The sequence below is a fragment of the Nocardiopsis sp. CNZ308 genome (assembly GCF_004217075.1).
Genome location: NZ_SHKJ01000001.1, coordinates 654336 through 666354, shown reverse-complemented (window position 1 = coordinate 666354; position 12019 = coordinate 654336). Strand labels below are relative to the sequence as shown.

General features: G+C 71.1%; 10 protein-coding genes. 8 read left to right on the top strand and 2 right to left on the bottom strand.

Features of this window, described 5'->3' with window-relative positions; all coding sequences use genetic code 11:
- Nucleotides 1-18: 18 nt before the first annotated feature.
- The 4 genes from EV372_RS02860 (at nucleotide 19) to EV372_RS02845 (ending at nucleotide 4528) form a co-directional block, all read left to right on the top strand.
- Entirely contained in the window at nucleotides 19-1305 is a 1287-nt protein-coding gene (locus EV372_RS02860) for an SAM-dependent methyltransferase (RefSeq protein ID WP_130394732.1), read from the top strand.
- 240 nt (nucleotides 1306-1545) lie between these two features.
- Nucleotides 1546-2031, top strand: coding sequence for a hypothetical protein (locus EV372_RS02855; RefSeq protein ID WP_130394731.1), 486 nt, complete (start codon nucleotides 1546-1548; stop codon nucleotides 2029-2031).
- 195 nt (nucleotides 2032-2226) lie between these two features.
- On the top strand, nucleotides 2227-3510 hold the full coding sequence (locus tag EV372_RS02850) for a sugar ABC transporter substrate-binding protein (protein WP_130394730.1): 1284 nt from the start codon (nucleotides 2227-2229) through the stop codon (nucleotides 3508-3510).
- Between the two features lie 112 nt (nucleotides 3511-3622).
- Nucleotides 3623-4528, top strand: a complete 906-nt coding sequence (locus EV372_RS02845) for a carbohydrate ABC transporter permease (RefSeq protein WP_130398719.1) — start codon at nucleotides 3623-3625, stop codon at nucleotides 4526-4528.
- A gap of 23 nt (nucleotides 4529-4551) precedes the next feature.
- On the opposite strand, the gene EV372_RS02840 is transcribed toward EV372_RS02845, so the two are convergent.
- Nucleotides 4552-4851: a hypothetical protein gene (locus EV372_RS02840; protein ID WP_130394729.1), complete on the bottom strand. Its 300-nt coding sequence runs from the start codon at nucleotides 4849-4851 to the stop codon at nucleotides 4552-4554.
- A gap of 163 nt (nucleotides 4852-5014) precedes the next feature.
- Between EV372_RS02840 and EV372_RS02835 the strand changes: the two genes are divergently transcribed.
- The gene (locus tag EV372_RS02835; protein ID WP_130394728.1) at nucleotides 5015-5914 is read left to right on the top strand and encodes a carbohydrate ABC transporter permease; all 900 of its coding nucleotides are present in this window, start codon (nucleotides 5015-5017) and stop codon (nucleotides 5912-5914) included.
- Nucleotides 5915-5963: 49 nt separating this feature from the next.
- On the opposite strand, the gene EV372_RS02830 is transcribed toward EV372_RS02835, so the two are convergent.
- Nucleotides 5964-7523, bottom strand: a complete 1560-nt coding sequence (locus EV372_RS02830) for a long-chain-fatty-acid--CoA ligase (protein WP_130394727.1) — start codon at nucleotides 7521-7523, stop codon at nucleotides 5964-5966.
- Nucleotides 7524-7890: 367 nt separating this feature from the next.
- On the opposite strand from EV372_RS02830, the gene leuS reads away from it, so the two are divergent.
- The 3 genes from leuS (at nucleotide 7891) to EV372_RS02815 (ending at nucleotide 12010) form a co-directional block, all read left to right on the top strand.
- Nucleotides 7891-10386: a leucine--tRNA ligase gene (gene leuS, locus EV372_RS02825; protein WP_130394726.1), complete on the top strand. Its 2496-nt coding sequence runs from the start codon at nucleotides 7891-7893 to the stop codon at nucleotides 10384-10386.
- An 86-nt stretch (nucleotides 10387-10472) separates the two neighbouring features.
- Nucleotides 10473-11063, top strand: a complete 591-nt coding sequence (locus EV372_RS02820) for a hypothetical protein (protein WP_130394725.1) — start codon at nucleotides 10473-10475, stop codon at nucleotides 11061-11063.
- Nucleotides 11064-11383: 320 nt separating this feature from the next.
- A complete protein-coding gene (locus EV372_RS02815; protein ID WP_130394724.1) occupies nucleotides 11384-12010 on the top strand; it encodes a hypothetical protein in 627 nt (208 codons plus the stop codon).
- The last annotated feature ends 9 nt before the right edge of the window (nucleotides 12011-12019 follow it).

Sequence of the window (12019 nt, the reverse complement as noted above, 5' to 3'; positions counted from 1 at the left end):
CGAGGGAAGGACAGAGCAATGCGGCTCGCTGAGATCTTCGAACGCGTCGTCGGACCCGACGCGCCCATCCGGTTCACCGCCTACGACGGCAGCGGCGCGGGGGACCCCGGCAGCGACGTGGCCCTGCACGTGCGGACCCCGGTCGCGGTGAACTACCTGGCGCAGTCCCCCAACGCCGTCGGCCTGGCCCGGGCCTACGTCTCCGGCCACCTGGTGCTGGAGGGGGACATGTACACCGCCCTCAGACGCATGGCGGACTTCGTCTTCGCCAACGGGTTCGGGGTCTCGGTGCGCGACGCGGTCGAGATCGCTCGGTCGGTGGGCTGGGTCAAGTTCGTCAACCGGGTCGCCCCGCCGCCGCAGGAGATGCGCCAGGGCCGCCTCAGCGGACTGGGCTGGCGCCACTCCAAGCAGCGCGACGCCGAGGTCATCCACCACCACTACGACGTCTCCAACGCCTTCTACGAGATGGTCCTGGGTCCGTCGATGACCTACACCTGCGCCGTCTTCGACGACGAGGACGGGGCCCGGGACCGGGTCGGCCGCTTCGACGGAGCCCTGGAGAGCGCCCAGTTCCGCAAGTACGAACTGATCTCGCGCAAGCTCGGCCTGGAGCCGGGCATGCGCCTGCTCGACGTGGGCTGCGGCTGGGGCGGCATGGTCATGCACGCCGCCCGCGAGCACGGGGTCCGTGCGCTCGGCGTCACCCTGTCCAAGGAGCAGGCCGAATGGGCGGCCAAGAGGATCGCCCAGGAGGGGCTGTCCGGGCTGGCCGAGGTCCGCCACATGGACTACCGCGACGTCCCCGACGGCAGCTACGACCGGATCAGCTCCATCGGCCTGACCGAGCACGTGGGGGCGGACAACCTGCCCTCCTACTTCGCCTCGCTCAACGACAAGCTCGTGCCCGGGGGGCGTCTGCTCAACCACTGCATCACCCGGCCGCGCAACGACCTGCCGTCCCTGAACCGCAGGGGCGTCATCAACCGCTACGTCTTCCCCGACGGGGAGCTGGAGGGCCCCGGCCGGATCCAGACCGCCATGAACGACGCCGGGTTCGAGATCCGCCACCAGGAGAACCTGCGCGAGCACTACGCCCTGACCCTGCGCCACTGGGGCGCCAACCTGGACCGCAACTGGGACGAGGCGGTCGCCGAGGTCGGTGCGGGCACCGCCCGGGTCTGGCGGCTCTACATGGCCGGGTGCGTGCTCGGCTTCGAACGCGACGTGGTGCAGCTGCACCAGATCCTCGGCGTCAAGCTGGACGGCACCGAGGCGCACGTGCCGCTGCGCCCCTGGTTCTGACCCGCCGCCCCGCCCGCCGCCGCGGACCGCCGCACGGGGCGCCGCCCGCACGGGCGCGCCGAAGGTCCTCCCCCCTCCGTGTTCGCCGGGGGAGGACCTTCGGCCTGTCAGGGGTCGGTCGGGTCCGCTTCGCGGCATCATGGACCCGGGGCGTGTCCGGCGGACGCACACCCCGCCGCGCGAGCGGCGGGCCCCAGCCCGGCACACCCCGGCCGCACACCCACCAGAAGGGACCACGACGTGTCCTCATCCTCCGACGGCAGCACCGACGGGACCACGCCCGCGCCCGACGCGCCCGACCACGTCAAGCGGACCGCGATCGACCTGATCGAGGCCTACGCCGACCGCAACAGGCAGGAGCTCGACGAGGTCGTCCCGCGCGCCGCCGACGACGTCGAGGCCGTCACGTCCGAGCTCAAGGTCATCGCCGCCTTCCTCGGCCGCCGAGTGCAGCAGACCGGCGTGGTGTGGAAGCCCGCCGACTCCCGCGAGGCCGTCGCCCGCATGGTCGCCGAGATGCTCCCGCCCGAACTGGAGTTCGCCGTCTCCACCGCCTGGGAGGCCCACTCGGTCGGTGAGGAGGAGGCCGCGGAGCGCTTCACCCGGGGCGACCCCATGGTCTACGTGCACATGCTCGCCGCCTTCGGCGCGGCCATCGGCCTGGCCGTGTACAAGCGCGCCGAACTCCTGTCCATCCTGCGCCAGGTCACCGGACTTTCCGAGTAAGGGCACACAGCAAAGGGACAAACGGGTCGAAAGGGACTCGTGCGACACGCCGTACCGGCCGCGACACTCCGGATATGTCCAGCCTCCTAACGGCTCAGACACAAAAGGTAGTGGTTTACTTCACTCGACGCGGTTCTTTACGTAGGTTTCCTACCAACCCTGAGGGGACCCTCGAAAGGAACGGGAGGCGTGCCGATGGCCCGCAGAAGAACCCACAAGTACGTTCCGCTCCCCGCCGCCGTCGCGGCGCTGGTCCTGGCCGCGACGGCGTGCGGGGGCGGAGGAGGCGGGGCCTCCGACTCCGACGGCCTCCTGGTCTGGATCATGCAGGGCACCAACCCCGACGAGACGGGGTTCTTCGAGGAGGCCAACGCCGCCTTCACCGAGGAGACCGGCATCGAGGTGAACGTCGAGTTCGTGCCGTGGCAGGACGCCCAGAACAAGATCTCCACCGCCATCGCGGGCGGCACCATGCCCGACGTCGCCGAGCTCGGCAACACCTTCACCCCCGGTTTCGCCGACGCCGGAGCCCTGCACGACCTGTCCGGCTACGACATCGACGCCTCCCAGTACATCCCCGGCCTGATGGAGATGGGCCAGCTCGACGAGGGCGTCTACGGCGTCCCCTGGTACGCCTCCATCCGCTCCGTCGTCTACCGCACCGACGTCTTCGAGGAGCACGGCCTGGAGGTCCCCGAGAACTGGGAGGAGCTGCGCGAGACCGCCCTGGCCCTGTCCGAGGCCGAGGAGGACATGATCGCCTTCCCCGTCCCCGGAGACGCCCAGTACTCGGTCATGCCGTGGATCTGGGGCGGCGGCGGGGAGATCGCCGTCGAGCAGTCCGACGGCACCTGGGTCTCGGAGATCGACAGCGAGGAGGCCCGCGCCGGGATCGGGTTCTTCACCGGCCTGGCCCTGGAGGACGGCACCTCCACCACCGGCGCCGTCAACTGGAACGAGATCGCCGTCATGGAGGCCGTCGCGGAGGAGGAGGCCGCCATGGCCATCCTCGGCAGCGCCAACCCCAAGGCCATCCTGGAGGCCAACCCCAACCTGGAGGGCAGGCTGGGCTCCTTCACCCTGCCCGGCCAGGACGGCGGGTACATGCCCTCCTTCGCGGGCGGCTCGCTGCTGTCGGTCTTCGAGGGCACCGGCCAGGAGGAGGCCGCCTGGCAGTACGTCCAGCACCTGACCGGTGAGGAGTTCGGCATGCGCTGGTCCGAGGAGACCGGCTTCTTCCCGGGCGTGGTCGACCGGGTCGACACCTTCTCCGCCTCCGCCGACCCCATCCTGGAGCCCTTCGCCGTCCAGCTCAACGAGGCCAGCCGGGGCGTGCCCGTCACCCCCGCCTGGACCCAGGTCGAGGCCGAGAAGGTCCTGGTCGGCATGCAGCAGGACATCCTCAACGGCGAGGCCACCGTGGACGAGGCCACCGAGAACGCGGCCGACGAGATCGAGCGCATCCTCAACGGGGGGTAGACACGTGCGAACACCGGTCGGGTTGGGCACCGCCGACAGTGAGCCGGGGCCCAAGGTCCGCAGCTCCGCCGCGCCGTCCTCGCGACGGCCCCGGCCGCGGCGGGCGCCGCTCCTGGGCCACCGCGGCCGCAGGGCGCTCCTGCCCTGGGTGCTGCTCGCCCCCGCGCTGACGGTCATCGGACTGCTGCTGTTGCTCCCGCTCGCCCGGATCGTGTGGCTGTCCTTCCGCGAGTACCAGCTGCGCAACCTCGTCTCGGGCGAGTCCGACTTCATCGGGCTCGCCAACTACGCCGCCCTGCTCACCGACCCCTACCTGTGGCGGGTCGCCCTGCTCAACACGGTGGTCTTCGCCGTGGTCGCGGTGGTCACCACCATCGTCGTGGGCACGCTGGTGGCGCTGCTGCTGGCCACGCTGCGCCCGGTGCCCCGGATCATCGTGGTCTCCTGCATCATGGTCGCCTGGGCCATGCCCGCGGTCAGCGGAACCTACGTGTGGATCTGGATCTTCGACGTCGACAGCGGCGTCGTCTCCCAGGCCCTGGCCTCCCTGGGCCTGCTGGAGCCCTCCGGGCACAACTGGTTCGCCGACCGGCTGTTCTTCTACGCCATCGTCACGCTCAACGTGGTGCACGGGGGCTTCCCGTTCGTGGCGGTCACGGTCCTGGCCGGACTGCTCACGGTTCCCGCGGAACTGCACGAGGCGGCCCGCATCGACGGCGCGGGCGCCTGGAAGCGCTTCTGGCACGTCACCTTCCCGGTGCTGCGCCCGGTGTTCGCCGTGGTCACCGTGCTCTCCACCATCTGGGACTTCAAGGTGTTCGCGCAGATCTACCTCATGCCCGGCGGCGACGTGGGCGGTTCGGAGATGCTCAACCTCGGCGTGTGGTCCTACGTGCGCTCCTTCGGCCACAACGACTACGGCCTGGGCTCGGCCATCGCCGTGCTGCTCACCCTGCTGCTCCTGGTGATCACCGTGTTCTACCTGCGCGCGCTCTTCCGAGAGGACGAGCTCCGATGAGCGCGGCGGCCCCCGCGGCCCGCTCAGCGGGCGGGACCGTGGACCCCCGCCACGAGCTTGTCGCGCACGCGGCGCCAGTCGACCGAGGCCAGCGAGCGCCGGTCCAGGTCCTCGCGCACCGCGCCCATGGTCCGCAGGTCGTACTCGCCCAGCGGACGCCCGTCGTCGTTGTCGCGGTTGACCAGGTTCTCGACGTAGGCGTGCAGCAGCCGTCCGCTGGGGTCGCGCAGGGCGTGCCGGACGGCGCGGTCCCGGAAGCGCGCGTCGTGGGGGATCCAGCTGATGACGACCTCGGTGGGGGAGGGCCCGGCAGAATCGCGCACGGTGCTACGCCACCGTCTCCGGCGACCCTGTCGACACGGCCATCACTCCTCCTCCGCCGGGGCGCGAAGGGCGTCCCGCCCCGGACAGTGCAGGAGTCTAACGGCCCCCTCCGAGCCCGGAACAACCGGATTCGTCCCGGTCACCGCTGAGGAAGGAACGCCCGTGGTCACGCGCACAGAGGCATCCGCCGCCGACACCGACTGGGAGGGCCGCGTCCGCGACGCCCGCCGCAGGGGCGAGGTCCGCAGGACGGGACGGTTCCTGGCCAAGTCCGCCGGAGTGGCCGTCCTGCTGCTGTTCACGCTCTTCCCCGTCTACTTCATGCTCATCAGCGCGTTCTCGGACCGGGCCACCTCGGGGGCCGGGGCGCTGCTGCCCGCCGGGCTGTCCCTGGACAACTTCGTCTACGTGCTCACCGAGGCCAGGTTCGGCCAGTACATGCTCAACTCGCTCACGGTCGCCTGCATCACCGTGGCCGGAGCGTGCGTGCTGTCGCTGCTGGCCGCCGTGGCGGTGGCCCGCTTCCGGTTCCGCTTCCGCACCGCGGTGCTGGTGATGGTCCTCATCGTGCAGATGGTGCCGCTGGAGGCGCTGGTCATCCCGCTCTTCCTCCAGGTGCGCGACCTCCAGCTGCTCAACACCATGCTCGGCCTGGGAGTGGTCTACGTGGCGCTGTCCCTGCCGCTGGCGGTGTGGATGATGCGCGGCTTCGTGGCCGCCGTGCCCGTGGAGGTGGAGGAGGCCGCCTACATCGACGGGGCCTCCTGGGGCCAGATGTTCTGGCGGGTGCTGTTCCCGCTGGTGGCGCCCGGCCTGGTGGCCACGGCCATCTTCTCGTTCATCGTGGCGTGGAACGAGTTCGTGCTGGCGCTGACCTTCATGACCCAGAGCGAGAACTACACGGTGGCGGTCGGCCTGCGCCAGTTCTTCGGCCAGTACGCCAACGACTGGGGGCACGTGATGGCCGCCTCCACGCTCATCACCATCCCGGTCATGGTCTTCTTCGTCCTCGTGCAGCGCTTCCTGGTCTCCGGGCTCGTCCAGGGAGCCGTCAAGGGATGAGGGCGGGGCCGGTCCCCGGGAAACGGGACCGACCCCGCCGCGCGGGAGGTCAGCCGCGCAGCTCGCGCTTGAGGATCTTGCCGGTGGAGGTCATCGGCAGCTCGGTGCGGAACTCCACCTCGCGCGGGTACTTGTACCCGGCCAGGCGCTCCTTGGCCCACGCGACGAGCCCCTCGGCGGTGACCTCGGCGCCCTCCTTGGGGATCACGAACGCCTTGACCTCCTCACCGTGGGTGTCGTGGGGCACGCCCACGACCGCGGCCAGGCTGACCGCCTCGTGGGTCATCAGGACCTCCTCGACCTCGCGCGGGTAGACGTTGTAGCCGCCGCGGATGATCATGTCCTTGGACCGGTCGACGATGAAGTAGAAGCCCTCCTCGTCGCGGCGGGCGATGTCCCCGGTGCGGAACCAGCCGTCGCGGATCACCTCCGCGTTGACCTCGGGGCGGTTGTGGTACCCCTTCATCACGCAGTGCCCGCGCACCGCGATCTCGCCCTCCTCCTCCGCCTCGTTCCACTCGGGGTCGATGAGCTTCATCTCCACACCCCACACCGGCTGCCCGATGGAGCCGGTCTTGGCCTTGACCTTGGGGTTGTTGAACGACACCACCGGGGAGGTCTCGGACAGGCCGTAGCCCTCCTTGATGCCCACGCCGAAGGTCTTGGTGAAGTCCTCGGCGAGCTGGCCGGGCAGGGCGGCGCCGCCGGAGACCGCGTCCACCACGTTGCCCGCGATCTTCTCCAGGTCGTAGGTTCCCGGCTCGGCGGCCTGGACCGCGCCCAGCAGTCCCCAGTACATGGTGGGCACGCCCGCGAAGGCGGTGACGCCCTCCTTCTCCATGAGCCTGAGCGCCTCGGCGCCGTCGAAGCGCGGCATGAGGACCATCGTGCCGTGCCGGTACAGGGCCGCGTTGAGCATGACCGTCTGGCCGAAGATGTGGAACAGCGGCAGGACCACGAGGGCGACGTCGCGGCCGTCGGGGTGGGGCTCGACCAGTCTGGACGAGCCGACCGCGTTCAGCAGCAGGTTGTGGTGGCTCAGCTCGGCGCCCTTGGGCTTGCCGGTGGTGCCGCTGGTGTAGATGATGACCGCGGTGTCGTCGGAGCTGGCCTGCACCGTCTCGAACTCGCCGGGCTGGCCCTCCAGCGCCTTCCAGAAGGTCTCGGCTCCGTCGATGGTCGACTCCGTGGCACCCGGGGAGGCGGGCAGGTCCACGTAGAACTCGCAGGAGTCCACCTGGCCGAAGGCCTCGAAGGCCCGCTCGCCCAGCGGGAGCTCCGGCGTGCCGGTGAAGGCGAAGAGGGCTCTGGCCCCGGAGTCCTCCAGGTGGTAGGCGATCTCGCGCGGGGTCAGCAGCACGTTCAGCGGCACGATCACCGCGCCCGCCTTGAGGGCGCCGAAGTACACGAAGGGGAAGTAGGGCACGTTCGGACTGGCCAGCGCGATCCGGTCCCCCGGCCTGATTCCGCGCGCGACCAGCAGGTTGGCCACCTGGTTGGCGATCATGTTGGTGATCGCGTAGTTCAGGCGCAGGTCGCCGAAGACCAGGCACTCCTTCTCCGGAGCCGACCGGGCGCCGTCCTCCAGGAGCACGGACAGGTTGAGCATGGGGGCCTCCCGCAGCCAGATGGGTCCAGTGGATGCGCGACGATTCGGGATGATGTGACCCGTGTCGCGTGTTCTGCGCCACTTTGACGGCAGAGTAACAAACCGGCTGGTCGGTGTGGAGGGGTCAGGAGTCCGTAATCTCACCGATCTTCCTCCACGCTCTCCGCGACCCCGTGACCGAGCGGGGGGAGGCGGTGGCGCCGGGCCCGCCCCGCGCGGGGCGGGGGGAGGGCGTCTTCGGCTCCGGGCCCCGGCCGCAGCCCCCGGGCGCACCCGCGCGGGGCTGCGCGGAACCCGTCCGCGCCCCGACCCGCCAACCGCTAACCTGAGTGCTGTACACCCCGAACCGGCTAAGGAACACGTGGCGATGACAGCGGCAGACGGCGACCAGACGACGGGCGACACCTACGACGCCCGTGCCCTCCAGGACAAGTGGCAGGCGCGCTGGGCCGCTGAGCTTCCGTTCCAGGCCGACGAGGACCCCGGGGACACCCGCCCGCGCTCCTACATCGTCGACATGTTCGCCTACCCCTCCGGCGACCTGCACATGGGCCACGCGGAGGCCTACGCCATCGGCGACGTCATCAGCCGCTACCGCCTCCAGCGCGGCGACAACGTCCTGCACCCCGTCGGCTGGGACTCCTTCGGCCTGCCCGCCGAGAACGCGGCCATCAAGAACAACTCCCACCCCGCCGAGTGGACCTACGCCAACATCGAGACCCAGGCGGCCTCGTTCCGGCGCTACGGCATCAGCGTGGACTGGTCGCGCCGCCTGCACACCAGCGACCCCGAGTACTACCGCTGGAACCAGTGGCTGTTCACCCGCTTCTTCGAGCGCGGACTGGCCTACCGCAAGGACGGCCACGTCAACTGGTGCCCCCAGGACCAGACCGTGCTGGCCAACGAGCAGGTCGTGCAGGGCAGGTGCGAGCGCTGCGGAGCCGACGTCGTGCGGCGCAGCCTCAACCAGTGGTACTTCCGCATCACCGACTACGCCCAGCGCCTGCTGGACGACATGGACCAGCTCGACGGCGGCCGCTGGCCGGACGAGATCCTGGCCATGCAGCGCAACTGGATCGGCCGCTCCACCGGAGCCGACGTCCACTTCGCCATCGAGGGCCGCGACGAGCCCGTCACCGTTTTCACCACCCGGCCCGACACCCTCTACGGGGCCACCTTCTTCGTCGTGGCCGCCGACGCCGACCTGGCCGACGAGCTGTGCGCGCCCGAACAGCGCGAGGCCTTCGACGCCTACCGCGCCGACGTCGCCAAGCTCTCCGACATCGAGCGCCAGGCCACCGAGCGCCCCAAGACCGGCGTGTTCCTGGGCCGCTACGCGATCAACCCCGTCAACGGCGAGCGCATGCCCGTGTGGGCGGCCGACTACGTCCTGGCCGACTACGGCCACGGCGCCATCATGGCCGTTCCCGCGCACGACCAGCGCGACCTGGACTTCGCCCTGGCCTTCGACCTGCCGGTCCGGGTCGTGGTGGAGACCGGCGAGCCCGACCCCGTCGAGACGGGCACGGCCACCGCGGGGGAGGGCGTCCTGCGCGACTCCGGTCCGCTGGACGGCCTGGCCAAGACCGAGGCCATCGAGCGCATCATCGAGATCCTGGCCGAGCGCGGCACCGGACAGGGCACGATCAACTACCGCCTGCGCGACTGGCTGCTGTCCCGCCAGCGCTACTGGGGCACCCCCATCCCGATCATCCACTGCCCCTCCTGCGGCGAGGTGCCCGTCCCCGACGAGCAGCTGCCCGTGACCCTGCCCGAACTCAAGGGCGCCGAGCTGGCCCCCAAGGGCGTCTCGCCCCTGGCCGCGGCCACCGAGTGGGTCAACGTCGACTGCCCCTCCTGCGGCGGCCCCGCCGAGCGCGACACCGACACCATGGACACCTTCGTGGACTCGTCCTGGTACTTCCTGCGCTACTGCTCGCCGCGCCTGGACACCGCCCCCTTCGACACCGAGGCGGTGGAGAAGTGGGGGCCGGTGGACCACTACATCGGCGGCAAGGAGCACGCCACGCTCCACCTGATGTACGCCCGGTTCTTCACCAAGGTCCTGTACGACATGGGCATGGTGTCCTTCACCGAGCCCTTCCGCCGCCTGACCAACCAGGGCCAGGTCATCAACCAGGGCCGCGCCATGTCCAAGTCCCTGGGCAACGGCGTGGACCTGGGCAAGGAGATCGACGCCTACGGCGTGGACGCGGTCCGGCTGACCATGCTCTTCGCCTCCCCGCCCGAGGAGGACGTGGACTGGGCCGACGTCTCCGTCGTCGCCGCGCAGAAGTTCCTCAACCGCGCCTACCGGGTGATGAGCGAGGCGGGCGCGGCCAGCGCGCCGGGAACCGACCCCGCCAAGGGCGACACCGACCTGCGCCGGACCACGCACCGCACCGTCGACCAGATCACCGCCCTGGTCGAGTCCCGCCGGTTCAACGTGGCCATCGCCCGCACCATGGAACTGGTCTCGGCCGTCCGCAAGGCCATCGACTCCGGCCCCGGCGCCGCCGACCCGGCGGTCCGCGAGGCCGCCGAGGCCGTGGCCGTCTCCCTGTCCCTGTTCGCGCCCTACGTGGCCGAGGAGGGTTGGGAGAAGCTCGGCCGCAGCGGCAGCGTCGCCGTCGGCAACTGGCCCGAGGTCGACCCGGCCCTGCTGGTGCAGGAGTCCGTGACCTGCGTGGTGCAGGTGCAGAGCAAGGTCCGTGACAAGCTGTCCGTGGCGCCCGACATCGACCCGGCGGAGCTGGAGCGGCTGGCCCTGGCCTCGGAGAAGGCACAGGGCTTCATCGGCGACAAGCAGATCCGCAAGGTGGTCGTGCGCGCGCCCAAGCTGGTGAACATCGTCGTCGGCTGACCGGGCACACGAGGGGCGGCGGCCGCGCGCAGCGGCCGCCGCCCGTGTGCGGTCGGCTCGGTGACCGACAGGGAGGCGGTGGCCGGGTGGGTCCCCTCGCGCGGGTGGCCGTGATCGGCGCGGGCACGGTGGTGCTGTCCGCGGTGGCGATCGGCGGCGGGCTGTGGCTGTCCGGGGACGATCCGGGCGTGCCCGGGGGCGGTGACGCCCACGCCGCGGCGCCCGGGTGCGCGGTGGTCTCGGACGCGCTCGTCACCGGCCTGGTGCCCGGCGCGGTCCTGGAGTCCTCCGAGCGGGGTCCCCTGGCGGACGGCGACAGCACCATGTGCTCGTGGTCCTCCGCCGGTCTGACCGAGGGGCCGCAGGGTGTGCTCCGGCTGGACCTGTCCGCCCGTTTCACCGACACCACGGGGGAGGAACCGGTCACCGGCGCCCAGCGGGCGAGGGAGGCCTACAGCGCCCTGGCGCCGGTGCGCGGCGAGGCCGTGGAACTGCCCACAGGGGAGGGCCGGGTGTGGCGCGGCCAGACTCCGGGTACCGCCGAACTGGCCTTTCCCACCGACAACCTGCTGGTGCGGGTGTCCTACGCCGGGACCTCCGGCACCGAGCCGGTCGACTTCGGCGAGGCCCGGGACCTGGCAGTGGAGTTCGCCGTGCAGCTCGGAGAGGCCCTGTGAGCGACCAGCACCCCGACCCGAGGGATCCCGAGCAGCCCCAGGAAACCCACCAGCCTCCGCAACCGCAGCAGTCGCACGGCCAGCGTGAATCCGAGCAGCCACAGACGCCGCAAACGCATGAGCAGCCGCAGGGGCAGCAGGGTCCCTTGGAATCACACCCGCCACAGTCGCAAGGGCACCAACAGCCTCCGCCGTCTCAGGCACCACAACCCCACGGGCAACAACAGGCCTACCACCCCCATCCGGCCCCGCAGGGGCAGTATCCGCCGCCCCCGGGATCCCCGTGGCAGCAGCCCCACCTCCAGCAGCCCGCGCCCGAGGTGGTGGCCTCCGTCCAACCGCAGAGCCGGGGCTGCGCCACCGTCGCCGTGGTCGCCGCCGCCCTGGTGCTGGTCGTACTCGCCGCCGGGGCGATCTGGTACGTGGTGGCGCGCGACACCCCGGAGGCGAGCGCCTTCGGGGCGGCGCCCGAGTGCTCCGTCGCCGAGACCGGGACGCTGGACGAACTGGTGCCCGACCACGAGTTGGAGGTCGAGGAACCGGTCGGCGGCCCGCAGGAGGCGTTCGGCTCCGGCTGGCAGTGCCGGTGGGCGACCCCCGGCGGCCCCGGCGCACAGGTTCCTGCCACCGCGACGCTGGTGGCCGTGGCAGCCCCCGACCCGGGCGGCGTCACGACGGCCGCCGACAACCTGCGCACCACCACCTCCCAGTACGACGCGCAGGAGCTGGAAGGCGTCGGCGAGGAGGCGGTCGCCTGGGTCCAGGAGGACCCGTACACGGTCGCCTGCGTCGGCGCCCGGGTGTCCAACCTGTACCTGGAGACCTGTTACAGCCTGGCGGCCAGCTACGACGCGCAGAACCCGGGCGACCGGGAGCGCACGGTCGCGGGCGCCGGGGAGTTCGCGCTGTCCGTGACCGAGGCGCTGCCGGACTCCATCCCCGAGTGAGGTCCCGGC

What these genes read in the sequence shown, in the direction of transcription:
- EV372_RS02830 (WP_130394727.1), bottom strand. Translation starts at nt 7,523, where the DNA reads ATGCTCAACCTGTCCGTGCTCCTGGAGGACGGCGCCCGGTCGGCTCCG.
- EV372_RS02860 (WP_130394732.1), top strand. Translation starts at nt 19, where the DNA reads ATGCGGCTCGCTGAGATCTTCGAACGCGTCGTCGGACCCGACGCGCCC.
- EV372_RS02850 (WP_130394730.1), top strand. Translation starts at nt 2,227, where the DNA reads ATGGCCCGCAGAAGAACCCACAAGTACGTTCCGCTCCCCGCCGCCGTC.
- leuS (WP_130394726.1), top strand. Translation starts at nt 7,891, where the DNA reads ATGACAGCGGCAGACGGCGACCAGACGACGGGCGACACCTACGACGCC.